This is a genomic window from Mesorhizobium sp. M0478 (assembly GCF_040321305.1).
GTDB lineage: Bacteria > Pseudomonadota > Alphaproteobacteria > Rhizobiales > Rhizobiaceae > Mesorhizobium.
Genome location: NZ_JAMYRH010000007.1, coordinates 37,302 through 63,320, shown reverse-complemented (window position 1 = coordinate 63,320; position 26,019 = coordinate 37,302). Strand labels below are relative to the sequence as shown.

24 protein-coding genes and 1 pseudogene are annotated in these 26,019 nt (G+C 60.0%); 13 read left to right on the top strand and 12 right to left on the bottom strand.

Annotated elements, in window-relative coordinates:
• Positions 1-233: 233 nt before the first annotated feature.
• Positions 234-923, top strand: a complete 690-nt coding sequence (locus tag NKI64_RS17815) for a carbohydrate porin (RefSeq protein WP_352669080.1) — start codon at positions 234-236, stop codon at positions 921-923.
• The gene (locus NKI64_RS17810; RefSeq protein WP_352669078.1) at positions 887-1,408 is read left to right on the top strand and encodes a hypothetical protein; all 522 of its coding nucleotides are present in this window, start codon (positions 887-889) and stop codon (positions 1,406-1,408) included. The genes NKI64_RS17815 and NKI64_RS17810 overlap by 37 nt, the downstream gene beginning before the upstream one ends.
• A 46-nt stretch (positions 1,409-1,454) precedes the next feature.
• Here NKI64_RS17810 and NKI64_RS17805 read toward each other — a convergent pair whose 3' ends face one another.
• The 7 genes from NKI64_RS17805 to NKI64_RS17775 form a co-directional block, all read right to left on the bottom strand.
• Positions 1,455-2,339 carry a DUF4198 domain-containing protein gene (locus NKI64_RS17805; protein WP_352669076.1) on the bottom strand — a complete coding sequence of 295 codons (885 nt, stop codon included), beginning with the start codon at positions 2,337-2,339 and terminating at the stop codon, positions 1,455-1,457.
• A gap of 7 nt (positions 2,340-2,346) precedes the next feature.
• Positions 2,347-2,832 carry a hypothetical protein gene (locus NKI64_RS17800; protein WP_352669073.1) on the bottom strand — a complete coding sequence of 162 codons (486 nt, stop codon included), beginning with the start codon at positions 2,830-2,832 and terminating at the stop codon, positions 2,347-2,349.
• Positions 2,829-3,437, bottom strand: coding sequence for a HupE/UreJ family protein (locus tag NKI64_RS17795; RefSeq protein ID WP_352669071.1), 609 nt, complete (start codon positions 3,435-3,437; stop codon positions 2,829-2,831). Before NKI64_RS17795 ends, NKI64_RS17800 begins: the two co-directional genes overlap by 4 nt.
• Before the next feature lie 8 nt (positions 3,438-3,445).
• Positions 3,446-4,687, bottom strand: coding sequence for a hypothetical protein (locus tag NKI64_RS17790; RefSeq protein ID WP_352669070.1), 1,242 nt, complete (start codon positions 4,685-4,687; stop codon positions 3,446-3,448).
• A gap of 129 nt (positions 4,688-4,816) precedes the next feature.
• Positions 4,817-4,939 (bottom strand): hypothetical protein, encoded by a 123-nt coding sequence (locus NKI64_RS17785; protein WP_352669068.1) that lies wholly within the window; start codon positions 4,937-4,939, stop codon positions 4,817-4,819.
• Between the two features lie 102 nt (positions 4,940-5,041).
• The gene (locus NKI64_RS17780; RefSeq protein ID WP_352669065.1) at positions 5,042-5,278 is read right to left on the bottom strand and encodes a tautomerase family protein; all 237 of its coding nucleotides are present in this window, start codon (positions 5,276-5,278) and stop codon (positions 5,042-5,044) included.
• A gap of 25 nt (positions 5,279-5,303) precedes the next feature.
• Positions 5,304-6,014 carry an SDR family NAD(P)-dependent oxidoreductase gene (locus NKI64_RS17775; protein WP_352669063.1) on the bottom strand — a complete coding sequence of 237 codons (711 nt, stop codon included), beginning with the start codon at positions 6,012-6,014 and terminating at the stop codon, positions 5,304-5,306.
• Between the two features lie 392 nt (positions 6,015-6,406).
• On the opposite strand from NKI64_RS17775, the gene NKI64_RS17770 reads away from it, so the two are divergent.
• On the top strand, positions 6,407-7,039 hold the full coding sequence (locus NKI64_RS17770) for a sensor histidine kinase (protein ID WP_352669061.1): 633 nt from the start codon (positions 6,407-6,409) through the stop codon (positions 7,037-7,039).
• A gap of 254 nt (positions 7,040-7,293) precedes the next feature.
• Here NKI64_RS17770 and NKI64_RS17765 read toward each other — a convergent pair whose 3' ends face one another.
• Positions 7,294-7,809, bottom strand: a complete 516-nt coding sequence (locus NKI64_RS17765; RefSeq protein WP_352669059.1) for a Dps family protein — start codon at positions 7,807-7,809, stop codon at positions 7,294-7,296.
• A 515-nt stretch (positions 7,810-8,324) separates the two neighbouring features.
• On the opposite strand from NKI64_RS17765, the pseudogene NKI64_RS17760 reads away from it, so the two are divergent.
• The 9 genes and pseudogenes from NKI64_RS17760 (at position 8,325) to NKI64_RS17720 (ending at position 19,232) form a co-directional block, all read left to right on the top strand.
• A pseudogene (locus NKI64_RS17760) lies at positions 8,325-10,141 on the top strand (ABC transporter ATP-binding protein/permease).
• 323 nt (positions 10,142-10,464) lie between these two features.
• Positions 10,465-11,304: an enoyl-CoA hydratase/isomerase family protein gene (locus NKI64_RS17755; RefSeq protein ID WP_352669056.1), complete on the top strand. Its 840-nt coding sequence runs from the start codon at positions 10,465-10,467 to the stop codon at positions 11,302-11,304.
• 47 nt (positions 11,305-11,351) lie between these two features.
• Positions 11,352-11,744 (top strand): GlcG/HbpS family heme-binding protein, encoded by a 393-nt coding sequence (locus tag NKI64_RS17750; protein WP_352669054.1) that lies wholly within the window; start codon positions 11,352-11,354, stop codon positions 11,742-11,744.
• Between the two features lie 160 nt (positions 11,745-11,904).
• Positions 11,905-12,921, top strand: a complete 1,017-nt coding sequence (locus tag NKI64_RS17745; RefSeq protein WP_352669052.1) for a LacI family DNA-binding transcriptional regulator — start codon at positions 11,905-11,907, stop codon at positions 12,919-12,921.
• A gap of 36 nt (positions 12,922-12,957) precedes the next feature.
• Positions 12,958-14,277 (top strand): ABC transporter substrate-binding protein, encoded by a 1,320-nt coding sequence (locus tag NKI64_RS17740; RefSeq protein ID WP_352669049.1) that lies wholly within the window; start codon positions 12,958-12,960, stop codon positions 14,275-14,277.
• 47 nt (positions 14,278-14,324) lie between these two features.
• Positions 14,325-15,170 (top strand): carbohydrate ABC transporter permease, encoded by an 846-nt coding sequence (locus NKI64_RS17735; RefSeq protein ID WP_023669191.1) that lies wholly within the window; start codon positions 14,325-14,327, stop codon positions 15,168-15,170.
• On the top strand, positions 15,167-16,000 hold the full coding sequence (locus NKI64_RS17730) for a carbohydrate ABC transporter permease (RefSeq protein ID WP_352669046.1): 834 nt from the start codon (positions 15,167-15,169) through the stop codon (positions 15,998-16,000). Before NKI64_RS17735 ends, NKI64_RS17730 begins: the two co-directional genes overlap by 4 nt.
• Positions 16,001-16,026: 26 nt before the next feature.
• Positions 16,027-18,135: an ADP-ribosylglycohydrolase family protein gene (locus NKI64_RS17725; RefSeq protein ID WP_352669044.1), complete on the top strand. Its 2,109-nt coding sequence runs from the start codon at positions 16,027-16,029 to the stop codon at positions 18,133-18,135.
• Positions 18,135-19,232 carry an ABC transporter ATP-binding protein gene (locus tag NKI64_RS17720; RefSeq protein WP_352669041.1) on the top strand — a complete coding sequence of 366 codons (1,098 nt, stop codon included), beginning with the start codon at positions 18,135-18,137 and terminating at the stop codon, positions 19,230-19,232. The genes NKI64_RS17725 and NKI64_RS17720 overlap by 1 nt, the downstream gene beginning before the upstream one ends.
• Here the strand turns inward: NKI64_RS17720 and NKI64_RS17715 are convergent.
• Complete coding sequence (locus tag NKI64_RS17715; protein ID WP_352669039.1) at positions 19,207-20,283, bottom strand: SLAC1 family transporter; 1,077 nt, start codon at positions 20,281-20,283, stop codon at positions 19,207-19,209. The two genes, NKI64_RS17720 and NKI64_RS17715, sit on opposite strands and share 26 nt — an antisense overlap.
• 77 nt (positions 20,284-20,360) lie before the next feature.
• Positions 20,361-21,086 (bottom strand): sensor histidine kinase, encoded by a 726-nt coding sequence (locus NKI64_RS17710; protein ID WP_352669037.1) that lies wholly within the window; start codon positions 21,084-21,086, stop codon positions 20,361-20,363.
• A 572-nt stretch (positions 21,087-21,658) separates the two neighbouring features.
• Here NKI64_RS17710 and NKI64_RS17705 point away from each other — a divergent pair.
• Positions 21,659-23,422 carry an MOSC domain-containing protein gene (locus NKI64_RS17705; RefSeq protein ID WP_352669035.1) on the top strand — a complete coding sequence of 588 codons (1,764 nt, stop codon included), beginning with the start codon at positions 21,659-21,661 and terminating at the stop codon, positions 23,420-23,422.
• Positions 23,423-23,478: 56 nt separating this feature from the next.
• Here NKI64_RS17705 and NKI64_RS17700 read toward each other — a convergent pair whose 3' ends face one another.
• Together NKI64_RS17700 and NKI64_RS17695 are read right to left on the bottom strand one after the other, a co-directional pair.
• The gene (locus NKI64_RS17700) at positions 23,479-24,540 is read right to left on the bottom strand and encodes an alpha/beta fold hydrolase (protein WP_352669032.1); all 1,062 of its coding nucleotides are present in this window, start codon (positions 24,538-24,540) and stop codon (positions 23,479-23,481) included.
• 128 nt (positions 24,541-24,668) lie between these two features.
• Positions 24,669-25,961 carry an epoxide hydrolase family protein gene (locus NKI64_RS17695; protein ID WP_352669030.1) on the bottom strand — a complete coding sequence of 431 codons (1,293 nt, stop codon included), beginning with the start codon at positions 25,959-25,961 and terminating at the stop codon, positions 24,669-24,671.
• Between the last annotated feature and the right edge of the window lie 58 nt (positions 25,962-26,019).

The following is a 26,019-nucleotide window of genomic DNA, read 5'->3' as shown; positions in this document are numbered from 1 at the left end:
CTAGCGGCCACTGAACTGATTCAGCGCCACCAGGCAACCTAGCCCCGATAGCGCGAGAATCACCGTACTTTGAATGCTATGGTCGCCCCGTTCTTTTATCGAAAACCCGATCTCAAGAATTGGGTCGATCGGACGACGTACACAATCGCACCCTTCATATTGGAGTTCAGATACCTTCTCGAAGCAATACCAAGGAACAATAACCCTATTAGCATTCGCTACGATCTCCGATCGTGAAGAAGGTCTTGATCTCCGACGGAGGGCGAGTGACCCGCGCAATAAAGATGATCACCGTATTTACGTTTCTGGCGCCCGTCGCGTTTGCCGGAGCGGCTCGCGGACAATCAGCTGGTACGACTGGGATCGCTACGGATGCCGAGGATGACGGGTCGGCGGCCGGACCTGCTTCGGCGCCGAACCAATTTGGCGAGCCACTCAGGTTGGGCGACGACTGGCTTGGTTTGAAGCCCCTCCTCGCAAGCGAGGGCATCATTGTCAGCAGCCACTATATCTCGGAAGCGGCGTGGAACTACACGGGTGGGCGACGCCAGAAAGTCGATGAGACCGAGGAGTTCAATGTCGGCTCCCAGATGAAGGGCCTGATCGCCGGCGTGCCGAGCGGCGAACTGGGGTTCGGCATTGCCAGAGCCCACGTAGACGGTCGCTTGGCCCGAGCGGAGTTGCTCGCGGAGCGACCGGGCCAAGCCTCGGAACTCGAGCTCGAGCTCCATTATGGCTTCCGGCCTCTTCGCTACCTGCAGCTTCGCCCCAACCTCCAATGGGTCCACCACACCGGTGGATATGCCAGCGCACGCGGCGTAGGCGTGGCCGGGCAAGAGCGAGCTGACATTCTAAAGGCCAAGGCGGTCTGGACGAGGAGACCAAAATGTCGCTGCAAGACGCTGCCTCCGTCGGACAGGTAATTGCGGCACTCGGGGTGCTGGGTTCGCTGTTCTTCGTCGGACTTCAGGTTCGGCAAAGCGTGCGTTTTCAAAAACTAGCGGTCATCGACTCGCTTTCCACGTCGATCGCCTGCCTCAATATTCCGGGGATGGAAGCGCCGGCCCTGGGCGAAGCCTTGGCGATTGTAACTCAGGATTGGAACGCGTCGAGCCGCGAGCAGCGGATCATCGCGCATTATTTCCTGTTCTCCTATTTCAAACTCGCGGAGAATGCGTGGTACCAGCGAGAGGCTGGGATTCTGGAGCCGGCTCAATGGCACGGTTGGGAAAATATGGTCCGCATGTATTACCATAGCCCCGGCGTGCAAAGCGTATGGTGGCCGCGACGTCACGATGCTTACTCGCACCCGTTTCAGCTCTATCTGGCCCGCACCCGGCCACCGGAGGATTTCGGCGCCATGAACGACGTCTTTCGTGACCATGCGCCGGCTGAAACAGCAACGTAGCTTGCACACGGCAGCTGGCGCTTCCGAGGCCCAAGCTGCGCCATGGCTAAGGCGTCCGAACTGCCCGGTTCGGTGAAAAACCGAAGCTCAGGCTGGAAAACGTCGTTTCGAAATCGGTCTCGGCCGAGCTCGGCTGGACCCTGGTCCAAATGACATTCAGCAACCAAGTCCCACCGGACGGCATGGCGAAGGTGGCGCGTCCCGCGCGATCCGTGCGGTGCATCTCGAACGGCACGGCGTCGTCCTCTAGGCGCGTCAGCTTCACCAACGCGCCCACCAGCGGCCGCCCGAGATAAAGAACGCGCACGGGAAGCGTGGTGGATCGTGGCAGCGCATAGGGGCTGCGATCCGGTACGATCTCGAGGGGCAAGCCTAGGATACGGGTGGCCTGCGACTGGTTACCCGCAACTGCGCCCCCCACCTGCACGATCGACTTCGCGCACCGGCTATAATTCTCCGATCCGTCGCGGTCCATCCGATTGAGCCGAACCCGTTGGTCTATCGCCGGCGTCAATCCTTCGGCCTTGATGTAATCGTTGAATCTGATGAACGGGAGGTGCACTTGGGCGCGGTCGTCCGTCTGGAAGACGATTACATGGGCACCGGGCTTCTGGAAGACGAAGGATCCATCTGCTGACGGCGCACCCAATTGCAATCGCTCTTTGAGATCGGCCCTGGACCCATCTGGAGCAAACGCTTCGTATCGTATGATGCGGCGAAGCGTGATCGGTGAACGCTGGCGGGCAGGACCGTGTCCTACCTGCAGCGTCATGGTCGTGATGGCCGTGGGCGACAGCCAAAACGCGCTTGGCTGGACCCAGAAGTCATGGGCATTAACCGGCGCGCCACCGCAGCACAGCACGATTGCGAGCGCCAGGCGCGCGCGTCGGCGTAGGCTTCGAATGGAGCGCTTGGGATGATCAAGGTTCATGGCGGCCCTATTCGAGATGATCGGGCAAGTAGCCCGGTGTAACGGGGAGGAACGGCAGTGTGGCGCACAGAATGGCTATGGCGATGAGCCAGCTCGACCCGACCTTGACGGCGATCGGGGCCCGCCGAGCGACCAGCCAGCCGGCGGGTATCAGCACGATCAACATCAAGCACGCCTTTGGCAGGTCCGATGGCGAGCCAGCGAGCCGGACCACCGCGGTGACCCACACCCCCGAGTTGAGCGAGAGGGCGAGCCCGCTACGCCACCCAACACCGCCGGGCAAGTGCACAGTGGCGGCATTCACCACGGTGCTTGCCCAGCACCCGAGAAAGGCTATCTCCAACCAGCCGCGCGGAAGCTCCAGTTGCGACAGCGCGCCAAGCGTGATGGCCAACGCAATGAGGCTGACGATCCGAACGCGCGGCGAGGCAAAAGCGAGCGCGAGAGCCAGCGCCGCCAGCAGCAGGGCTGGAGGAAGTGCTCCGCCCCTCACACGCTCACCGCCGCTTGGAGAAACCACAAGCCGGTAGCGGCGATAAGACCGCCCACCAGGCGTACCGCGATACTACCCCAGCGATAAGCATTCAGCGCGCCGATGCCGATGCCCGCTACGTGCAACAGGCCGGTCGCGAGGACGAAGCCTGCGCTGTAGGCAACGGGATCGGCCGCCGACGGCAGCTCCCTGCCATGGGCGTAGCCATGGAACAGCGCAAAAGCAGCCACGATGATGGCCGCGACCCATACGGGAGCCCTGATGGCCAGGGCGATGCAACTCCCGAGCACCAGAACCGATAGCGCGATGCCGATCTCCACCGGTGGTGCCGGCAACCCGACCATGCCGAGCACGGCGCCGACCGCCATGACCGTTGGGAAGATCACCGGCAGCAGATAAATGAGAGGGCGCCCCAGGAACGCGCCCCAAAGGCCCACCGACACCATTGCCAGCAGATGGTCAGCCCCGTTCAGGGGATGCCAAAACCCCGAACCGAATCCCCCGGGCAGCCCGGTTCCCGTATGCGCTTGCGCCGATCCGGAGATCAGCAACACACCGGCGACGGCCGCCACCGCCGCGGAGATTCGAAAGTTTCGGTCGGACATCCTCACGGTCAATGGTCCACGCCCTTGGGATCGGGCGGCGCCAGGAACGGGAAAATCGTCGCCGAAGCCGGATGCTCGTCGCCACGCAAGCCGTCCCAGGCGATATCGTCCGTCGTCCCGCTGACCAGCAACGACCGCCACATGTTCGGCGTGTCGTAGGTCGGGCTGCGACCACCGCAATCGGCGTCGAACAGCGAAAGTTTGGCCAGTGACGCGAGCTCGACCGCTAGAAACTGCCGGCAGATCCGCGCCGCACTGTTCACCCATAGGCGGTCGTCCACGAACATGGTGGCAAGGGCACGGTAGCGTTGTGAAGGGGCCGGGAACCTGTTCGCAAGCAACTGATTGCCGCACTTGCCGTCGAGGCTGTCCTGGAACGCCAGAGATTTCTCGATCCGCGCCATATACGACATCCTGGCTTTCGCGCTCGCCGTGTTGAACGCTTCCCGCTCGTCACCGCTCGCATCATCAGTCGAGAAGGGTGAAACGCCGAGCAGCGTGTTGCCCACGAACGGCCGCGCCATCCGATCGAGCGTCTTGGCCGATGTTGTCGATGAACCCCTCACCGCCAGTATCGCCCCGCCCTTCGACACGACCGCAAGGTCGACCGAGACGACGATGGCGGAGGCGGTCCAGTTGGCGAGGAGGTTCGTGGCCAGGCCGCCGTCGGTATGGCGCCATTGGTCGCCAACCTTTGCGATGGTTTCCTCGTCCAGCTGCGGACATCCGGCTTCGTCGGGTTGCGCGGCACCGCTCTTGAGCGCGGCCAACACAACCCCATAGGCGGCCAATGACCCCTTGACGTTGTTGTAGAACGGATCGTCCCGCAACCCGGCGAACAACCGAAAGTGACCGTTGCGGCTCTCCAGCCCCTTCGCGTCGCTGGCATCGCCTTCCACTGAATCCACGGTGCCCAATTGGCAGCTTGCCATTTTCGGCGCCGGAAACCGGCAGATGATCTCCGTCGAGGCAGTAGTGCGGCCAAACGCCTTCCCGCTGTCAATACGAAATATGTACTGGAGCCGGTCCGAGAAGGTGTGCCCGACAACGGTCATGGCCAGGTTCAACCGATCGCCCTCTGGCGCGGTCCAGGCATAGACATCGCCGATATCTGCCTGCGGGTTGCCGGTCATGGCCGGAGAGTCGAAATGGTCGGAGCTTCGCCCGGGTTGGCCGCTGCTGACGACCAACGCTACCGCCGAAACTGCGGTGACTAAACCTCGCACGGCAGGCCATTTTTGTCGGCGCATTGCGATCACTCCTATTTTCGTTGTGTCGCAGAGTTAGGGTGGCGCAGGAGACCTTTCATATTGGACGAACGTGTGGGCGATACCTTGGTCTATTGAAGCACCCTGGTCTGATCTCGGGCATCTCCCGAATCATAGCGGCTCGGCCAGCAGCGGCACCGGCGAATCGTAGATGCGCGACGACGACGGGAAGCGGTGGAGCAGCAGGATGGTCAATGCATCGCACGGGCCCGCTTCACCGTAGAATAGTCCCAACCGATCCACCTCGACGGTGGGATACGTCACGGTCGCCGACGTCGAAGGCAAACCATGTCAGCTGAAACACCGGCATGCCTTTCGGGGGAGACGCAGTGGGACTCAAACGCCCTTTACTGCCAACAGCTTGCGGTATTCGGCGACGGGCATTCCGCCCCAACCCCAATTCTCCATCTCCACTTCCTCAAACACTACCCACGTCCAGTCCAGCGGCTTCCCGAGAACGTCGAGCAGTACCTCGCTCACGCCCATGTAGATGGCTGCTTTCTGCTCCTTCGTAACATGGTCCAAACCGGGCTCGGTGCCCTCGCGCGTGAGCTGGACGGTAACAATAGGCATGAAGGCTCTCCTTTGACTGGTGGGGTCAGTGGCCAGCGCTCTGGCCGCCGTCGACATGAAGGGTTTCCCCCGTCACGAAAGGGGCATCCTCCAGGTAGAGGACCGCGCCGACGATGTCGGAAATCTCACCAAGGCGGCCGAGCGGATGCAGGCCCGCCAGCGCCTCGTACGTCTCCGGCGCATGCATCGGCGTCCTGATGACGCCCGGCGACACGGCGTTCACCCGGATTCCGCTGCGGGCATATTCGATCGCCAGACTCCGGGTCGCAGCGTCGAGCCCGCCCTTTGTCAGCGAAGCGAGCACCGATGGCACCTTTGAACTGGCCTGCTTAACAAGGTTCGTGGTGATATTGACGACGTGGCCGCCGCCCTGACGTTCCATTGCGGCGATCACGGCTTGCGTGGCGAAGAAGAAACCGATCAGGTTGGTCGCGACCGCGCGGCCGTAATCCTCTGCCGAGTAATGCGTGAAACTGCTAGCAAGGAAGATGCCGGCGTTGTTTATCAGCGTGTCGACCCGCCCGAAACGCTGGAGTGTTTCCTCGACCACTCTCGGCCCCGTAGAGGGGTTGCCGATATCGCCCGCGATCGCGAGTAAATCCGATCGATCGGAAGGTTTGATAGAGCGAGAGGTGGCAACGACGCGATAGTTCCGGCCGAGATAGGCCTCAACCAGCGCCGCGCCAATGCCTTGCGACCCGCCGGTGATGAGAACCACTTTTTGTTCAGTTTGCATGACAGACCTCGATGATGTTGGGGACCACGGACCCAGCTGCGCCGCGTCTCTTCCCGGAGTGAACATGTGGACAATCAAGGCCTGCAACCATTGTCCAATGGTGTCGCGGATACTTTGATTTTGGCGGTAATAACGTGACCTGTCGCCACATTATTGGTAATCGAGCGGCGCCCCACAGTGCCGACCAATATGGGGCGGAGATTTGTCTTAATTCGCCCGCACGGGCTTTGCCCGGAGATACTCAGAGCGCCAATCCGCGCGGCGTACCTCCGTCTTAAGTATTGCCGACACCTTGGCGCAATGGAACGTTTCGACGGGGTCTGCTGTGGTCTTTTACAGAACATCGCGAATGGCGCTCTTGTGGTGGGGCGGCGTTACCGGAGGATCTGGCCATGCTAACTGGATTTGCGAATCCATCACCCGCGTCGGACCAGCCGCTGGCATCGCATCTGTTCGAAGAGATCAGCCACCGGGTGATCAACGAATATAGCGAAGCGATCGCGATCCTGTCGCTGGCCGCGTCCCGGGGAGAAGCGACGGCCGCGCCAGCGTTGAGGCGCGCCGCGGACCGTCTGCATGCGATGGCTGAGGCGCATCGATCCCTTCTCGTACCGATAGCCGAGGAAAACATCGACCTCGGTCATCATGTCGTGAAGTTGTGCTCCAGCCTGTCGCGCGCATACCTCAGCGAGCGGGGCATTCAGTTGACCGTTGCAATGGACGAAATCCCGCTCGACGCCGCGCGGTGCTGGTGCGTCGGTCTGATCGTCTCCGAACTTGTCCGCAACGCGGCACGCCGTGGCCTGAAGGATCGCCAGGGTTCCATCCGTGTCACACTGAACAGGAGTGGCAGCAGCGCCTGGTGCGTTGTCTGCGACGACGGATGCGCCGCCTCTGATCCGCCTGAGGGACATGAGTGGCGGTTGATACGCGCGCTGACGGCGGAACTTGGCGGCTCTGTGCAGTGGAAATTCACCCCGTGTGGATCGGTTGCGGGTGTGCGCTTCCCTGTGATCACGCCTTAGCTTCTGCACCCGAAAGCTTCTACACCAAAACTGCCAGCAACGCGGTCTGCGCTCTTATCAGAACGCGCGCGTTTCCATGAGCTTGAGCCAACTTCGCGCAGGAAAGTCGATGCGGATCAATGCCACCCGACCAGCGGTCAGCAAAATGCCCCCTACCGCGTTGCACTCCAACTGCAGCACGTTGCATCAGCACCGAATGCGCGATCCTTGCCGGGCGTGCAGAATCGCATCCGCCGCCTTGCCCGCTTCTTCGCTCAGGCGCGGCAAATCTCGTAGAGAAACCAGCCGCGCCGTTCGCTTTCGTCGATCCATCCTTCGATCAGGCTCGCGGTGGCAATGTCCGAATAGCTATCGCACAGCTCATGGACGCGACGCAGCTCGGCCACCAACTGCTTATTGTCGCCGTGAAGCTCGGCGAGCATGTCCTGCGGGCCAACATAGTCGGCATTGTTGTCGAGGATGCGCTGGCGTCCCGCGATATCGGAGATCGAACGGATCGTGGTGCCGCCGATTTTGCGCGCGCGCTCGGCGATCGCGTCGGTCATCGCGAAGATCTGGTCGCCATGCTCGTCGAGCAGGAGGTGATAGTCCCGGAAATTCGGACCACTCATGTGCCAGTGAAAATTCTTTGTTTTAAGATACAAAGTGAAGACGTCAGCGAGCAGACCGGCGAGGCCGGCAGCGATGTCGCGGGTCGCGTCGGAACCAAGATCTGTCGGAGTGCGCAGGAAGCGATCCGAGTCGGCTGTCTTGCTCAACTGCTGCGTCATGATCCCAGGTCCCTCTACAGGCCGCACACCGGCGTCTTTTCGATACGTCAGAATACGAAATGCGGTGTTCTGATCCAATCAGACGAAGGTATAGGCGCGCTCGCACGGACGGCGACTGCATCTTAGTCAGGCCTTCACGAGCGAATTGACGCAAGCCGGATTCGACCAATTACCGCGTCGGGATGGCGGCCCTCAACCTGCCACCGACACCAAGGTGCTATGGACCGGGTCGGGCAGTACGGGCATCGTGTCGGCATCGCTGAACCGACATCCAAGTGACCGAAGCTCATGTCGCCGACAGCGCTCGGCCGCCGGGGCCGAGGGGCGTAGGCGCGGCAGTAGCCTCTCGCCACGTGAAACCTCCGTGATCAAGGTGGAAAATTGCGTCGCCCGGAATTTACCCGACGTGTCTGTAGTTCTGGGGTGGCGGACCGGTTGGGGAGCGGCGGCCGTCGGCTCCCTTCATCTGGTTCAGCATCGCAAATGAACGCAAGGATCTCGGTAAGACTGACCAAATGGACAATCAGGCCACCTTTCAGCCGATCACCGTAGTCGTCGAAGCCAGCAGCCTGCGCGATCAGGTGGCGACGATCAAACGGGCGCTGATCGGCTCGCCGGTGCGCAAATGGCTGTTATGGACGTCGGTCGGCATCATGGCGGTCATCGTCGCGACGTCGATCGGCCAGGTTCTGCTCAACCGCTGGAACCAGCCTTTCTACGATGCGCTGGCGCGTCGCGACATGGCGGCCTTCCTGCATCAGCTGATGATCTTTGCCATGATTGCCGGCACGCTGCTACTGCTCAACATCGCTCAGACCTGGCTCAACCAGATGATCCGGCTGAAGCTGCGCGAGGCGCTGACGCTCGACCTGATCGACCAATGGATGCGGCCGGCGCGGGCCTTCCGGCTCGCCAATGCCGGCGCCATCGGCGTCAATCCCGACCAGCGCATGCAGCAGGATGCCGCGCATCTGTCTGATCTGTCGACGGATCTCGGCGTCGGCCTGCTGCAATCCTCCATCCTGCTCGTGTCCTTCGTCGGCGTGCTGTGGCAGCTATCGTCGGGCTTCGTCTTCCACATCAACGGCTGGTCGCTGGCGATACCGGCTACATGGTCTGGGCCGCGTTCCTTTATGCCGGCATCGCCTCTTGGCTGAGCTGGCTGGTCGGGCGGCCGCTGATCCGCCTCAACAGCGACCGCTACACCCGCGAAGCCGAGCTGCGTTCCGGGATGGTGCGCGTCAATGAGAATGTCGATGCCATTGCACTCTATCATGGCGAAGCCGATGCCAAGAGACGGCTGGAAACGGACCTCGGCACGGTGCTGGGCGCCATGCGGCGCATTTATACCGCGCAGATCAACCTGTCCTGGGTGACCGATACCTATGGCTGGATCACTGTGGTGGCGCCGATCCTGGTGGCATCGCCGGTTTATTTCTCCGGCGACATAAGCTTTGGCGGGCTGATGATGGCGGTCGGCGCCTTCAACCAGGTGCACTCGTCCCTGCGCTGGTTCATCAACAACATTGGCGGTATCGCCGACTGGCGCGCCACGCTGATGCGTGTTGCCGACTTCCGCATCGCGCTCGATGAAACCGACGTGCTGCACGACAAGGAAAAGCGCATCGAATTCGGTGACAACGCCAATGGCAGCCTGACCTTCGAGAGGCTCGAAGTGGCCTCACCGGAGGGCTGCACCAAACTTTCAGACAGCCATGTGGAGATCCATCCCGGCGAGCGCGTGATGATCACCGGCGAGCCAGGCGCTGGCAAGACGCTGTTCTTCCGCGCCATAGCGGGCCTGTGGCCATGGGGTAGAGGGAAAATCGGCCTGCCGGCTGGAGAAACCCTCATCTTCGTGCCGCGTGTCCCGTATTTGCCGGCCGGCACGTTGCGAGAGGTGCTCAATCACGCGAATGGGCATGCGCCCGCCAACGATGCCGACATTTCGGCCGTTCTGGCCGAGGTTGGTCTTGAACGGCTGTCATCTTCGCTCGACCGCGTGGGGCGCTGGGACCATGAGTTGGCCGATGACGAACAGCGCCTGCTGGGCGTGGCCAGGCTCGCGTTGCGGCAGCCGAAGTGGGTGATCATCGACGAAGCGATGGATGCGTTCGACGGACCCTCGCTGAGGCGCGTGCTGGCGATGCTGGAAAAGCATCTGAAGGGAGCCGCGATCATCAATATCGGGCGCGGCCAGCACAACACTCAGTTCTTTCCGCGCGGCCTGACGATCGTGAATGATTCCGGTGCGCCGGCGCTTAAGCCCGCTCGCGTCAGGGCCGGCGCCATCGACCCTCCGCCAAAGGTGGTCACGCGGCGAAAGAAGTAGACCGGTATTCAGATTCGCGCCGGGCTGCGCCATCGCCTGTTCGGTTGGTCACCGTCCCTTACGTGCCTATGTTGCACGATGACCACACAGTTCGCCCGAGGCAGCGCTTATCCCGGTGGAGGTCTGTTAGAAGAAGTTTGCAGCGCGATGGCGCGGCACGGCCACTGTTCAGACGGGTCGGCAGTCCGTTTGATCACCGAGCGGTCGGCCCTGCCCTGCCAGACCGACACCATGGTCTTGGCGATACGTTCGTCCACTCGCGGGCCTGGAGCCAATGCCTCATGTTCGAGGCATCGAGCATGTAAACATCGAAGGAGTTTCCAGTGGACGCCAAGACAACTACCTCGCAGATTCGCCTGACACGCCGGACGCCCACCTATTGGCGAGTCACGTTCGACAATGCCCCGCTCAATGTCATGGGTCCACAGATGGTGCAAGAATTCACACATCTGATTGATGCCATTGAGGCTGACGAAGACGTTCGGGTCGTGGTGTTCGACAGTAGCGTCGACGGATACTTCCTCAACCATTCAGACTTCAAGGCGCGGATCGAGGATATGCTCGCGCTGCCGCCCGGGCCGACGGGCCTGCCGCCCTGGCCGGATTTCCTTGTGCGGCTGACGCGCGCGCCGGTCGCCTCGATCGCCCTCATCCGGGGTCGCGCTACGGGCAACGGGAGCGAGATCACCCTTTCCTGCGACATGGCTTTCGCTAGCAAGGAAAAGGCCATTATTTCCCAGTGGGAGGTTGGCGTGGGTATGGTCGCCGGCGGTGGACCGATGGCCCGCCTGCCGCATCTCATCGGTCGCAATCGCGCCATGGAGGTTCTGTTGTCCTCTGAGGACATCCGTGGCGAACAGGCAGAGGCGTATGGCTACGTTAACAAGGCGCTGCCCGACGCAGAGCTCGACGCCTATGTCGATGCTCTCGCCATGCGGATCTCCAGGTTCGACAAGTGGGCGATCGCGCAGACCAAGCGCTTGGTCAACACCAGCCTGAGTCCGGATGTCGAGCTAGGCGCCGGCTGGGAAGCCTGCATAGCTTCACTGAGCCGGCCCGCCGCCCAGGAGGGGATCAAAGCGCTGACCGCCAAGGGCTTCCAGGCGCCGGGAGATGTCGAGAATCGGCTGGCTTTCCATTTGGGCGAATTGCCACCGCGGTAGACCGCTGCCGATGGCGACGGCACCCCCTCAAAGAAAGGAACAATCCCATGGATCTGCTCACGAAAGCGAAGTCACTGGCCGAACGTGTGGAGGCAGAGGCGACAAAGGCCAATGTGCCCGTTGCAGTGTGCATCATCGATGTTCATGGCAATCTGGTGCTTCAGCACCGGATGAGCGGGGCGCCCGTCTTCGCGCTCGAGATTTCCGAGCGGAAAGCGTATACCTCGGCCCTCGTGCGCCTGCGCACGGCTGACATCCTGCCGCTCGTGCAGCCGGGACAATCGCTGTATGCGCTGACCACAGTGGCCGGCGGCCGTTTTTGCCCCATGGGTGGAGGCATTCCCCTGGTTGACGAAGATGGCAAGGTGTATGCTGGTGTCGGCGTCAGCGGCGGCACTGCCGAAGAGGATGTCGCCATCGCCGAGGCCGCTGTCCGCTAAGCGCAACGCAAGCAAATTCGCCAGAGGTCCGGTGGCCGAGGTCGGTAGTCGACGTAAAGCGATGCCCCGGCTGCGCCGTATGTAATCGACCGAGCTTGACACCCAAAGGAAACCCGGTAGTAGTGATACGTATCAGTAATACGTATCATCAAGGGTGTGAATGGCAAACGGCAGGGCGACGCAGAAGGATGTGGCAAGGGCAGCCGGGGTTTCGCAGGCCACGGTTTCCATGGTGCTGGGCGGTGGTGGCGCTTCTTCGATCCCAGCGGATACGTGGGCTCGCATCACGAAGGCCGCCAAGGACCTTGGCTACGTCCCAAACCGCTTTGCGCAAGCGCTGAAGACGAGCCGTTCGATGACCGTTGCCTGCATCGTGCCCGACATCACGAATCCTTTCTATCCATCGCTGATCCGCGGCATCCAATCGGTGACGGACGCCCTGAGCTACGACGTCATCGCAGTTAACACCGATGGCACACCTGAACGCGAGCGGCACTTTCTCGACTGGGCGCGGCAGGGTCGCGTCGATGGCGTGATCGGCGTTTTCTTTACCTTGCGTGCCAACGATTTCAGCCCTCTGGTCGAAGCAGGGGTTCCGGTGGTGCGGATCGAGTCTTCCAAGAAACGCGGCGGCGAAATCGTCGTCGATGACATCTATGTCGACAGCCGGGCAGCCGCGCTTGCGGTCACGGACCACTTGATCGGCCAGGGCCACAAGCGCATTGCCATGGTAGCCGGGCGCGGTGGCCCCCAGGCCACTCGCATTGATGGCTATCGCTCGGCCCTCGCCAAGGCAGGATATCCGGAGCGTGTGATCATAGACGAGGAATTCTCGGAGATCGGCGGTACGCGCGCCGCCGAAGCAATACTCGCAAGCACGTTTCAGCCAACAGCGATATTCGCGGCGAATGACCTTATGGCCGTCGGTGTCATGCAGGCGCTGCGCGAGCACGCCATCGAGATACCCAAAGAGATCGCTGTCGTCGGCTTCGATGACATTCCCGCAGCGAAACTGGTCACGCCGCCGCTGACCACCGTCGCACAGTTTCAATGGCAAATGGGCGCGCGCGCGGCACAGACACTGATGGAGCGGCTTCGCGGCGCCAAGACCGGTGCGGGAACCGCGCTGGAAATGCCCTTTGAACTTATCCAACGAGGCTCGACACGAGCCATCTAGATGCTGGCCGTCTTACAAAACTGGGAGGAAGAAACCATGCAACGCCGTACAATTCTGAAAGCCGGACTTGGTCTGGCAAGCCTGCCGCTCCTGCCGCGCCTCGCCTATTCGGCCGACCAGAAGCCCGTGGCCTTCTGGTATGAATCGGCATCGCCAGAAAATCAGGACAATCTCAAGACTCTGCTTGTGGACCCGTTCAACGCGGCCCATCCGGAAGAACTCCTGAGCATTGACTTCCGCGGCTCCGATCTCGACAAGCAGCTTCGTGTCGCCATGCTCTCGGGCACCGGACCCGACGTCGTCTTCACCGCAGGCCCGAGTTATGTCGCCGCCATGGCGCAGGCCGGACAACTCCTGTCACTCGACGATTATGCCAAGAAATACGGTTGGAACGAACGGCTGCTGCCTCTGTTCCTCGATCTCGGCCGCTACCAAGGCAAGCTCTACGCGCTTGCCAAGACCTATGAGACGCTGGGGCTTTTCTACAACAAGACGCTGTTCGCCAAGAACAACTGGAAAGCACCTACGACGATTGCGGAACTTGAAGCACTCGCCGATGAAATGAAGGGCAAGGGCCTTGTACCGTTCGGCGCCGGCAATGCCGATTGGCGTCCGGCAAACGAGTGGCATGTCTCGATTGCCATGAATTCGATCGCTGGCCCGGAAACCGTGCATAAGGCATTGGCGGGATCGATTCAATGGACAGATCCGGCCTTCGTCGCGTCAATCGACAAGCTGGCCGAGTGGTGGGACAAGGGTTATTATGGCGACAATTACTTCTCCCTGACCTCCGAGCAGGCCTTCGCTCAGATTGCGACCGGTCAAGCGGGCATGGCGCCCACGGGCACCTGGAGCTTCACCAACGTCAAGCCATATTTCCCCGACAACGATGCCGAGCCGGGCTTTGTCGGCTTCCCCAGCGCGTCGGGCGACCCGATCTTTCCGCTCGGCATCGGCTCGACGCTTTCGGTCAATGCCAAGTCGGAAAACCCGGACGGTGCTGCCGCCGTGCTTGACTACATGTTCCAGGACGATTTCTACAGCAAGATGAACTCGGTCTGGCAAGGCGAATGGAACCTGCCGCTTGCCGATCTCTCCAAGGTGAAGCTGTCGGACAATGTACTGCCGCTCTACACCGAAGCGATGAGGGAGCTGTCCACCGCCGTGGGCGCTGGCAAGTATGGCTATACGACGTGGACTTTCCTGCCACCCGCGACTGATACCTATCTGGTCAGCGGCATGGAAGAGGTTTGGCTCAAGAAAACCTCGTCCGCCGATTTCCTTAAGAAGCTCGACGAGACCTTCAAGCAGGAAAAGGACGCGGGCAAGGTGCCTGCAATCCCGCCCCGCGCCTGACCGCTCAGGGCGGCGCGATATGCGTCGCCCTTCCCCGGAGGAACTCCATGCATCGACTCTACATCGTTCCGACGATGATCATCAACGTCGTCATCGTGCTCGTTCCGGCACTACTGACGGCCGCTCTCGCCTTCTGCAATTGGGACGGCATCTCAGCGCCGACCTTTGCCGGCCTCGGCAATTTCCGGGCATTGGCGGCGGATCGCGTCTTCTGGTCGGCGCTCGGCAACAACATGGTCTGGACGCTCGTCTTCCTGACCGTGCCGATCCTCATGGGTCTCGCCGCCGCATCGATGCTGTTGATCGTGCGCCGCGGCAGTAACTTCTTCCAGACAGTCTATTTCCTCCCCGTCGTCATTGCCACCGCCATCACCGCACGCGTCTGGCAGGGCATGATCTACAGCCCGGTGACAGGGATCTTCGGCATCCTCAAGAAATACGGCATGCCAATCCCCAACCCGCTGACGCAGCCGCCGCTTGCGCTGTTCGGCGTCGCGACTGTCGATCTCTGGCACTGGTGGGGTTTTCTTTGCGTCATCTTCTTCGCGGCGCTCCGCCAGGTTCCGCAGGAACAGATCGAGGCCGCGAAAGTCGAGGGCGCCACGTATTTCCAGATGATGCGTTACGTCTTGTTGCCCGGTATCCGGCCGACGTTGACACTCATGATGATCATGACGGTGATCTGGTCGTTCCTCGCCTTCGACTTCGTCTACATCATGACCCAGGGCGGTCCAGCATTTTCGAGCGAGCTCCTGTCTACCCTCGCCTACCGAAAAGCGTTCTATGACCTGAATGTCGGGCAAGCGGCGGCGGCGGCGCTCGTCATCAGCCTGTTCGGGCTGGTCGGCACCTTCTTCTACGTCCGCATCCAGACGCGCGAGGGGGAGCAATGAGCCTTGTCGAAAGCCGCCTGACGCTAATCGTTTCCTATGCGCTTCTTAGCCTGTTCGCCTTCATCGCTCTGTTTCCGATCGCACTTCTGGTACTCAACTCCCTGAAGCCGGCTGCTGAGATTGTACAAAATCCGCTGGGCCTGCCAGGACCGATCCGCTGGCAAAATTTCGTCAACGCCTGGAACCATGCGAAGTTTTCGAAGACCTTCGTGAACTCCCTTGTCGTTAGCGGCACGACGATCGTGCTGGTCTGCTCGACCTCGTCGCTGACAGCGTATGTGCTGGCTCGCAAGAAGGTCAAATCCTGGAAGATTTTCACCTTCTACCTGCTCGCGACGACGACGGCGCCGATCCAGCTCTACATCTTCCCGCTCTATTTCGGCTTCGCCAAACTCGGCCTGATCAACAATATTTTCGCAGTTTCGCTGATCTACACGGCACTCTACAGCCCGTTCGCGGTGATGCTGCTTAGGACCTACTTCATCGCGGTTCCGAAGGAACTCGAGGAAGCGGCGATCGTCGATGGTGCCACCTCCTGGCAGGTTTTCTGGCGGGTAATGCTGCCGATCGTCTCGCCCGGCATCCTCACGGTGGCGCTCATCATCGGCCTCAATTCGTGGAACGAGTTTCTGATAGCGACGACCTTCCTGCAGAGGCAGGAGAATGTCACCGCCGTCATCGCCTTCTATTTGCTCTCCGGCCAGTACAGTTCCGACTGGGGTGAGATCATGGCCGCCGCCCTTATCATCGTCGTGCCCGTCGTCCTGCTCTTCGTCTTCATGCAGAAGCGTTTCATCGAGGGCATGGCCGGCGGCTCGGTGAAGGGCTAATCCCGTTTCGAATTGTGGAGTGAACGATGCAGTTGCCCAATGATTATCTCGAACGCGTCTATGCCGGCGTCCTCGGCAAGCTGGTGGGGGTCTATCTCGGCCGCCCTTTCGAGGGCTGGACGTACCAGAAGATCATGGATGAGCTCGGCCCGATCGAATACTACGTGCATGAGCGTTTAAACCAGCCGCTCGTCGTCACCGACGACGATGTCGCCGGTACCTTCACCTTCGTTCGTGCCCTGGAGGACTATGGCATCAAGGCAAGCCTTTCGGCCGAGGAAATCGGAAAGGCCTGGCTCAACTACATCGTTGAGGAGCGCGCTATCCTGTGGTGGGGCGGCAACGGCAATTCCACTGAACACACCGCATGGCTTAACCTCAAGAAGGGTATTTTGGCCCCGCATTCCGGTTCGATTGCAACCAACGGCCAGGCGGTTGCTGAACAGATCGGTGCACAGATCTTCATCGATGGCTGGGCCATGGTCGCGCCGCGCCAGCCGGAACTTGCCGCAAGGCTCGCCGAACAGGCTGGCAAGGTCAGCCATGATGGCGAGGCAGTCTACGCCGCGATGCTTTGGGCGGCGATGGAGGCCGAAGCTTTCGGCTCGTCGGACATCGACCATCTGATCGATACCGGCTTGAGCCAGATACCTCAGGACTGCCTGATCGCCAGTCTGATCGCCAATATCAGGGCCTGGCACAAGGCGCATCCCGACTGGCGCGACACCCGCGAGAAGATCGAACAACACTACGGCTACGACAAATATCCCGGCAACTGCCACGTCGTCCCGAACCATGCGCTGATGATCATGGCTGTGCTCTATGCACCGCAGGATTTCCAGCGGGCGCAGATGATCGTCAACACGTCGGGCTGGGACACGGATTGCAATGCCGGCAATGTCGGCTGCCTGCTCGGCATCATGAATGGGCTCGAAGGGCTGGACGAAGGCCCGGACTGGCGCGGGCCGATCGCTGACCGCTTGCTGATCTCGTCCGCAGATGGCGGCAACTCGATCAACGACGCGGTTCGCCAGGCCTATTTCCTCGCCAACCTCGGCCTGCAATTGGCCGGCAGGCAAAAATTTGATGCTCCCAAGGGCGGCGCGCAGTTCCATTTCTCGCTGCCCGGCAGCCAGCAGGGCTTCAGGCCGCAGACCGGCCTCGATGTCAGCTCTGCGCTGCGCATCGGCAATGCCGAGTTCGAAGCCGCCCGTGCTCTCGCAATCGACTATGAAGCCTTGCGGCCTACTCAGGTCGCAGTCGTAACCACTCCGACCTTCTCGCCGCGCGAAATGCTCAACATGCGCACCTACGACCTGATGGCAACGCCGCTTGTCTATCCCGGTCAGGTCGTGCGCGCTCGCGTCGTTGCCGATCAAAAGAACCGCGGCGCTGTCGAGGTAAGATTGCGGGCACGCGTTTACGACGAGCATGACGAATGGCGCAATCTCGACGGCTGTTCGGTGATCATCGAGCCGGGCAAGGAGGCCGTTTTGGAATGGGCTTTGCCGGACACGGGCGGCCAGCCGATTGCCGAACTCGGCCTGGCGATTTCTAGCACAGGCAAGCGCGCTGATGGCCGCTTGCTTGTCGACTACGTCAGATGGGATGGCACGCCCGAGCTGACGCTGAAGCGCCCGGCGGGCGACGGCGATTTCTGGCGCTTGTCCTGGGTCAACGGCGTAGACATCTTCTCCAAGCGCTATCCGGCGGCATTCCGGATCTCGCAGAATAGCGGCGAAGGAATCATCATCCATGGCACGCGCCAGTGGGCCGATTACCAGGTGTGCGGCGATGTGATGTTACATCTCGGCAACTATGGCGGTTTCGCCGTCCGGGCGCAGGGCCTGCGCCGCTATTATGGTGCCCGCGTCACCCGCGACGGCAGGATGCAGATCGTGCGCGTCCGAGACGAGAGCACCGACGTGCTCGCCGAGACCGCCTTCAATACCGAATTCGAAAAATCGATATCGATGAAAGTGGCGGCCAAGGGCGAGCGCATCACTTTCGAGGCGGACGGCATATCGCTTTTTGCGGAAGACTGCAGCCCCGAGGCTTTCCATGATGGCGGCATTGGCCTGCTGGTGCATGAAGGCGCCTTGTCATGCAACGAAATTCGGGTCGGAGCGGTCTGATGGCGAATGTCACGATCGATAAGGCCCGCAAGGCATATGGTCCGGTAGAGGTGCTTCATGGCGTCTCCGTCGACATTCGAGACGGCGAGTTCGTGGTGCTCGTCGGCCCGTCCGGTTGCGGAAAATCCACGCTGCTGCGGATGATCGCGGGGCTGGAAAACATCACTGGCGGTACGATCGGCATCGGCGGGCGGGTCGTCAACGATCTGGCTCCCAAACAGCGCGACATCTCGATGGTGTTCCAGAACTACGCGCTCTATCCGCATATGACGGTGGCCGAGAACATGGCGTTTTCACTGACGCTGTCCGGTGCGCCCAAGGCGGAGAAGCAGAAACGTGTTGCGGAAGCCGCTGAGATACTGGGGCTGACGCCGCTGCTCGATCGCTATCCGCGCCAGCTGTCAGGCGGCCAACGCCAGCGCGTGGCCATGGGTCGGTCGATCGTGCGCAAACCGCAGGTCTTCCTGTTCGACGAGCCGTTGTCTAATCTGGACGCCAAGCTACGCGTCGCCATGCGCGCCGAGATCAAGAGCCTGCATCGCCGTCTTGCCACCACCACGATCTATGTCACCCACGACCAGGTCGAGGCAATGACCATGGCCGACCGGATCGTGGTGATGAATGGCGGCCATGTCGAGCAGGTTGGCCGGCCGCTCGACCTCTACGATGATCCGCAGAGCATGTTCGTTGCCGAATTCATCGGCTCGCCGTCGATGAACCTCCTGAAAGGCCGTTTCGACAGCGCCGACGGCCAGCCCGTTTTCATAACCGATGCCGGCATCGTACTGCCGCTGCCCGACAACGTTTCAAGGCCGTCCGGCACGGAAGCGTTCTACGGTATCAGACCGGAATATTTCACTATCGCCCCGACAGGCTCGGGTATCCCGGCCGGGGTCCTGGTCGTCGAGCCCCTCGGCCCGGAAACGCAAGTGACCGCGAGCGTCGGAGGACAGACCGTGGTGACTATGTTTCACGAGCGGATCAACGTGCAACCCGACGATATGATCTGGCTTCGGGTGCAGCCCAATCGCGTCTGTTTGTTCGACACCGCTGGACGACGGTTTCAGCCTGCTATCGCTCCTTTTGCCCACCTATAGGCGCCGGAAGTAAAGAGCCGGTCATGGCCAGAATGATCGTTCTAACGGCTAGCCACATAATTAGCAGGTTTGCGGCCGCAAAAACTGGAAGAGCCAACCACCCAGCAAAGCCTGACTCCCCACGGATCGCCAGTTTTTCAATCGTGGTTGCCAATGCCGTGGCGCCGAAGCTGACGCTCCAAAGACCGGCAGAAAAACGGCGGACAATTCGCGGCAGTACGCCGCCGACGATAACAGCCTGGAGCATTGCGTAACCGATCAGACAGTGAACAAAAACGTCTTCGCTGGTACCTGACAAGTTAACATAGGCGAGCGAGCACACCGCCGGAGGCGCGAGTTGAACTCCCAAGGTAGACCGGATCTGGTCTCGCAGTGGCTCGCCAAAATAGAGCCGGTAGAACAAAACGGAATCGATTGTTAGCCACGAGAAGAGCCCCGCACCCAAAGCCAGTTGAGCCCATTCAGAATGTCCGAATGTCGATAGGCCGATGCTGAGAACGAATGACGCGGCCGCAACAGGCAAGTATAAGGCAGGCGTCGCGTCGGACAGAGCGATGGTCGTTTTCCAGATCAATTGCGAATGCCAAAGCCCGAATGCCACTGCAAACGCCCCGCCGATGCACAGTAGTATAGCGGCCACTGTCGCACTGAAGGGCAATACACTCACGGCGGTCAGCATCATCCCGACACCCGCAAGACCAGGAAAGCAGTTCTGAACGGGATCCGCGAGTTCCGCCTGCACCGCCAACGGTGCTAACCACAACTTCAAACCATATAAAGTCAAAAGAGCTGTCCATATGCCCATGGCCAGTATCACAACCCCAACAACAATTCCTACCGGCATCGCCCACAGTTGTTGCGCAACCTCCCACATAACGGCAAAAGAACTTGCCCCGAGGCCGATAGCAAAGAACGAGGCTGGAAACCGGGCTATTAGAGATCCCTCTGCCGACAGACCGAGAACAGCCTGACACTTCAATGCGATTATTTCCTCGGAGCAGAGTCCACTCCCTTGCGCTGCGCCGACGTCAGATTGGGACCACTCTTTCATAACTGCACCTCACGAATCTGCCCTGAAATCACACAGGCTTGCAACCAAACTCCTGATCGCACTCCCCGAACGAGTTCCTAATGCATTGCGGGCAATTTCAGCGTCACGACTGTGCCTGACCCGAGGATGCTTTTTAGATCGATGCTTCCTCCCGCTTCTTCAACGAAGCGTTTGACCATCGGCAATCCAACACCACCCAATCCCTCGCCCTTTGTCGTAAAGAAGAGATCAAATGCTCGCACCATGGTCTCGTTGGTCATCCCAATTCCGCGGTCTTCAACCCGAACATCCACCCCCTTGGAATTCTCCGATACGAACGCGTGAACTGAAATCAAACCGCCGTCGGGCATCGCATCGCGTGCATTGAGCAGAAGGTTGAGGACTGCATTTTGCAACCCGACGCGATCGCACCTTACCAAAGGAAGGTTGGAGCCGACGCAAACCTCGACACGGATGTTCTCATCCCAAGCACTTCGAACAAAAGCTCCGACGTCGGCCAGGCAAATGCCCACGTTAGCATTTGAAATTACGCCTTCGATTTCTCTGGCTGTCCTGATGGTCTGCCTGACAAGACAACCGGCTCTTTCCAGAGCGGTCTTGGCGCCAGCAATTACCACCCCTGCGCCCGGAGCCGTTGCGATATTCGGGTCTCGACCCAGGTGGTTCAACGCAGATGAGGCCACCTGAATGAGATTACCAAGGTCATGGACGATACCGGCAGTCGAGATATGCAGGGCGAGACCACCTTGCGGATTGTTCCCCTGGACGTCGAATATGCTTTCATCTACTTGGAGACTTGACATTCCATTCCTCCGTTTGCTGAACAAACATTTTCTTGCGTTCCGAAGTGGACGCACCATCGCTGGCCTGCCCTGACCGAGGACAAGCTAACCGGATGCCAGGAGCACTCTCCTCGCCGTTTGTTTCAGACAACTCCCGCGCACAATCCGACGCAGCGCGTGCAAAAGGAGCCCCAAACGGCGTCGCCCGGCTTCGTAAAGGCATAGACATCAGTGAGATCCAGACGCGCATCTCCCCGCGGGAACACAAAATTGGAACCTGAATAATGATGTGACATCGTCATATCCTCCTCAAGGGAAAATTGGTTGACAAGGTCGAAACCCAGAATTCCAGCGTTTACGTCTTCAAAACAGATACTCCGCACCGGCGTCAATCAACAGTGTTCACCCAACTGAGTACTGACAGCGGTCAAAGTTGGAATATATTGAACGATCGTATTACCAATACTTTGGTGTCGATCGCTTCCATGCTTACACGTGCTAGTTTGCGATAGTAAGCGCTGACGGTGAGCATCCCTCTTTGGTTGCTCGGTGAGCGGAACGGGCTGGCAGTGGCTGGCAGAAAGGACGCAGTGATGGCTCGCTTGCTGTCGGTCAATGTGGGCTTGCCGCGTGGCATTCCTTGGCAAGGAAAGACCGTCGACACCGCAGTCTGGAAAACATCGGTTGAAGGCCCACGTCAGGTACGACGGCTCAACGTCGATGGCGACAGGCAGGGAGACCTGGCGGGGCACGGCGGCGAGCAAAGGGCGGTTTTGGTCTACCAATCGGAATCCTATCATTATTGGCAACGCGAGCTGGGCCGCGAGAACTTTTCCTACGGCCAGTTTGGGGAGAATTTCACAGTCGATGGCCTGTCGGACGATGAGGTATGCATCGGCGACCGCTATCGGATTGGGAGCGCCTTGTTCGAAGTGACCCAACCGCGCGTCACTTGCTACCGGGTCGGTATTCGCATGAACGAGCCGCGCATGGCCGCGCTGCTGGTTGCGCGAGGCAGGCCCGGCTTCTATCTGCGCGTCCTGGAAGAAGGCCAGGTCGAGGCTGGAGATGAGATCGTCCAGGTCGGGATCGGCCCTGAACGGATGACTGTGTCAGAGGTCAATGCGCTGCTATATTTGCCAGGCCACCCTCACAGCCAGATCGAGCGGGCGTTGCGCATCCCGGCGCTAAGCGAAGGCTGGCAGGGATCCTTCCGGGCGATGCTAGCACAAAACGAAGACCGCGATGCCAGGACAGGCAATGCCGGACTTGATCCAATGTCTGGACCACCACCTGCGTGGACAGGATTTCGCCCGCTACGCGTGGTGCACAAGATCCCCGAAAGCGTTAGTGTGATGTCGCTGGTGCTAGAGTCCGTTGATGGATCCCGCCTCACAGCAGCACTCCCTGGACAGTTTGTCGTGCTGCGCCTGCAGGTGGCGTCCGATGGCCCGGCCCTAATGCGCAGTTATTCTTTGTCGGGCGGACCTGGTGAGCGCTGCTACCGAATAAGCGTAAAGCGGGAACTCCATGGAGTGGTGAGTGCCTACATAGACGACCGGGTCGAAATGGGCGACGTGCTCGACGTAAGCGCACCACGCGGCAGCTTCACTCTTCGGACGGACGATCGTCCAATCGTCCTTCTAAGTGCCGGGGTGGGCGCCACGCCCGTGATTGCGATGCTCCATGCACTGGCGGAAACAGGTTCGACAAGGGAAGTCTGGTGGCTCCACGGCAGTCGATGTAGCCGTGAGCATGCCTTTGCCCAAGAGGTTCGAGACTTGCTGAAAGTCTTGCCCAACAGTCACAGCCATATAAGCTACAGCGCGCCCGATCCAGATGACAGGCAAGGTGTCGATTTTGATGCCCTGGGACGCCTGGACATCGAGGTACTTCGAAAACTGGACATTCCGCGACATGCCAATTTCTATCTGTGCGGACCATCCGCCTTTACGGGCAACCTGAGCGCGGCGCTCGCAGCCTGGGGTGTCGGCGCCGACCGGGTCTACACGGAGCTGTTCGGCCCAGGTTCTTCTAGTACACCGGGCATTGCCGCCGCTCCAGGCCGGGCGCCGCATCTACCTGCCGAAACCGACGGTACGGGACCTCTTGTTTCGTTCGCACGGAGCGGCCTGAGCGTCCGCTGGGGCTCAGGATTCCAGAGTCTGCTTGAGATTGCTGAAGCGTGCGACGTCCCCACGCGATGGTCGTGCCGCACAGGGGTCTGTCACATTTGCCAGACCGGGCTTGTGGCTGGAACAGTCGCCTATCGGCCCGATCCAATCGATCCGCCAACAAGCGGCAACATCTTGATCTGCTGTTCCCAGCCAAATGGAGACGTCGTCCTTGATCTCTAAGGCAGTGGATAGGAATTGTTTGGGTGCATGTGGAAGAAAATTTCCGTGTCGGGCAATCACGTGACCGCACCGACCTCGATTACGGCCTCGGCGAAAGCCAGCGGAGCTTCCTGGGGTAGATTGTGCCCTATGCCGCCCGTGATCAGTCGATGAGAGTACCTCCCTGAGAACATCTTCGCGTAGGCGCTGGCTTCCGGGTGAGGAGCACCATTGGCGTCGCCCTCCAGCGTTATTGTAGGCACGGTGATGACGGGCGCCTGCGCAAGCCGCTTCTCCAGGTTCTCATATTGAGGTTCGCCCTCGGCCAGGCCGAGACGCCAGCGGTAGTTATGGATCACGATCGCCACATGATCGGGATTGTCAAACGCGGCAGCACTACGCTCGAAGGTCGCATCGTCGAAATTCCATTGCGGCGATGCAAGACGCCAGATCAGCTTTGCGAAATCGCGCGTAAATTTCCGATAGCCGGCTTGCCCACGATCGGTTGCAAAGTAATACTGATACCACCATTGCAGTTCCGCGCTCGGTGGCAGCGGCTGCCTACCTGCCTGCTGATTGCCGATCAAATAACCGCTCACTGAAACCATTCCTTTGCACCGTTCTGGCCACAGCGCAGCGACAATATTGGCGGTTCTGGCGCCCCAGTCACAGCCGGCAAGAATAGCCTGTTCTATTCTGAGGGCATCCATCAGCGCAATGACGTCCAAAGCAACTGCGGACTGCTGCCCGTTGCGCATGGTGCCATCGGAAACGAACCGTGTTGTGCCGTACCCTCGTAGATACGGTACGATCACGCGATAACCTTTAGAGGCCAACAAAGGCGCGACACCGACATAAGTTTGGATGTCGTATGGCCATCCATGAAGGAGGATCACCGGTGCGCCGGTCATAGATCCCATCTCCGCGTATCCGATGTTAAGCAAACCGGCGTCAATTTGCCTTAATGAACCCAACAGCTCTTGTACCGCTTTCTTGGGGAGGTCTTTGCTTGTACTTCTGACAGCGGATCTCGCCGCCGCTGGCTTCTCGATCCCCAGTTCAAAGGCAGTCATCGCGGCAAAGGCCGTGCCTAGTAAGCGGCGGCGATTGTGGTCAATTTGTTGTGGGATGCTGTTCATTTTCAAACCTCCTCAGGAAATGGTTTGTCCGTTGTTGCCCCACGTGCAACTCAAATGCGCGGCCGGGTGGGGGGCGACCCGGCCGCGCTCTGGGCGAAGACGATGCGGGGAGAATCGCCTCTTTCGCCTCAGATTGCTCGGCGTAGCGGTCTGAACGCCTCTCTGAGCTCGTTAGAGAAGACGTAAGGCTGCTCCCACGCCGCGAAATGGCCGCCTCTATCCACTTCATTCCAGTAAATGACGTTACCGAAGCTTCTATCGCCCCAACTCCTCGGTGCGCGGTAGATTTCGGCCGGATAGACGGTGACCGCCACAGGGACTTTCGGGATGTCAAACGCATCAAACGGACCACCGCCTGCTTGCGCGCCTTCCCAATACGATCGCGATGATGAAGCTCCTGAGTTGGTAAACCAGTAGAAGGAGATGGCATCCAGCATCTCGTTATACGTGAAGATCCGTTCCGGCTCTCCGTCGCTATCGGTCCACTCCGCGAACTTGTCGTAGAAGTAAGCTGCCATTGCGACCGGAGAATCGGAGAGGGCATAGCCGATGGTTTGCGGGCTCTGATTCATCATAGCCGCATAACCGAAACCGTCGCGGTAGAAATGCAGCAGCCGATTGTAGGCGCTCTTCTCCCGATCCGATAATTCCACCGGGGCCGGGTCGAAATTACGGAGATGCCGAAGAATGCTCGGGGGTACGGTCCCGGGCATGTTAACGTGAATGCCGAGAAGACCTTTCGGAGCCTGAACGGCCAGCACCTGCGAGACGATCGCGCCCCAGTCGCCTCCCTGGGAGACGTATTCGTTGTAATCCAGCCTGAGCATTAGCTCGTGAAACGCGCCAGCTATCCGCGCCGGACCCCAACCGGTCGCAGACGGCTTACCCGAGAAGCCGTAACCCGGCATGGTCGGAAGGACGAGGTGAAATGCATCTTCTATCCGCCCTCCATGCGCAGTGGGATTGGTCAGGGGGCCTATGACTTTCAAAAGCTCCACAATCGAGCCTGGCCAACCATGCATCATAAGCAAGGGCATTGCCCCCTCGTGTGGGGAGCGGACGTGCGCGAATTGAATATCTACTCCATCAACACTAGTAATGAATTGCGGCAATTTATTCAGTTTCGTCTCCACCTTGCGCCAGTCATAACGACTCCCCCAATACTCGACCAGCGTTTGCAGCTTTGCTAGTTGGACGCCCTGGGAGCGATCATTGACGGTCTCCCGTTCCGGCCATCTTGCAGCTTTGATACGCCGGCGAAGATCTGCAAGCGCCCAAGTCGGGACATGAATACTGAACGGACGGATAGATTCTTGCCCGACCGCTGCTTGCAGAGCCCTAGGCACCAGATTGGCCGCTCCAACTGCGGCGGCTGCCACAATGACATCACGTCGAGTCGGTGATAGCGATATCGCTGACATCATTTGTTCCTCGATAAACCCAATCTATTCAGATAAGTTAACTATATACTTCAAACAA

Coding starts and splice junctions, on each gene's coding strand:
- NKI64_RS17810 (WP_352669078.1), top strand. CDS start 887: ATGTCGCTGCAAGACGCTGCCTCCGTCGGACAGGTAATTGCGGCACTC.
- NKI64_RS17805 (WP_352669076.1), bottom strand. CDS start 2,339: ATGAACCTTGATCATCCCAAGCGCTCCATTCGAAGCCTACGCCGACGC.
- NKI64_RS17795 (WP_352669071.1), bottom strand. CDS start 3,437: ATGTCCGACCGAAACTTTCGAATCTCCGCGGCGGTGGCGGCCGTCGCC.
- NKI64_RS17790 (WP_352669070.1), bottom strand. CDS start 4,687: ATGCGCCGACAAAAATGGCCTGCCGTGCGAGGTTTAGTCACCGCAGTT.
- NKI64_RS17780 (WP_352669065.1), bottom strand. CDS start 5,278: ATGCCTATTGTTACCGTCCAGCTCACGCGCGAGGGCACCGAGCCCGGT.
- NKI64_RS17775 (WP_352669063.1), bottom strand. CDS start 6,014: ATGCAAACTGAACAAAAAGTGGTTCTCATCACCGGCGGGTCGCAAGGC.
- NKI64_RS17770 (WP_352669061.1), top strand. CDS start 6,407: ATGCTAACTGGATTTGCGAATCCATCACCCGCGTCGGACCAGCCGCTG.
- NKI64_RS17765 (WP_352669059.1), bottom strand. CDS start 7,809: ATGACGCAGCAGTTGAGCAAGACAGCCGACTCGGATCGCTTCCTGCGC.
- NKI64_RS17750 (WP_352669054.1), top strand. CDS start 11,352: ATGGATCTGCTCACGAAAGCGAAGTCACTGGCCGAACGTGTGGAGGCA.
- NKI64_RS17745 (WP_352669052.1), top strand. CDS start 11,905: ATGGCAAACGGCAGGGCGACGCAGAAGGATGTGGCAAGGGCAGCCGGG.
- NKI64_RS17740 (WP_352669049.1), top strand. CDS start 12,958: ATGCAACGCCGTACAATTCTGAAAGCCGGACTTGGTCTGGCAAGCCTG.
- NKI64_RS17735 (WP_023669191.1), top strand. CDS start 14,325: ATGCATCGACTCTACATCGTTCCGACGATGATCATCAACGTCGTCATC.
- NKI64_RS17730 (WP_352669046.1), top strand. CDS start 15,167: ATGAGCCTTGTCGAAAGCCGCCTGACGCTAATCGTTTCCTATGCGCTT.
- NKI64_RS17725 (WP_352669044.1), top strand. CDS start 16,027: ATGCAGTTGCCCAATGATTATCTCGAACGCGTCTATGCCGGCGTCCTC.
- NKI64_RS17720 (WP_352669041.1), top strand. CDS start 18,135: ATGGCGAATGTCACGATCGATAAGGCCCGCAAGGCATATGGTCCGGTA.
- NKI64_RS17715 (WP_352669039.1), bottom strand. CDS start 20,283: ATGAAAGAGTGGTCCCAATCTGACGTCGGCGCAGCGCAAGGGAGTGGA.
- NKI64_RS17710 (WP_352669037.1), bottom strand. CDS start 21,086: ATGTCAAGTCTCCAAGTAGATGAAAGCATATTCGACGTCCAGGGGAAC.
- NKI64_RS17705 (WP_352669035.1), top strand. CDS start 21,659: ATGGCTCGCTTGCTGTCGGTCAATGTGGGCTTGCCGCGTGGCATTCCT.
- NKI64_RS17700 (WP_352669032.1), bottom strand. CDS start 24,540: ATGAACAGCATCCCACAACAAATTGACCACAATCGCCGCCGCTTACTA.
- NKI64_RS17695 (WP_352669030.1), bottom strand. CDS start 25,961: ATGTCAGCGATATCGCTATCACCGACTCGACGTGATGTCATTGTGGCA.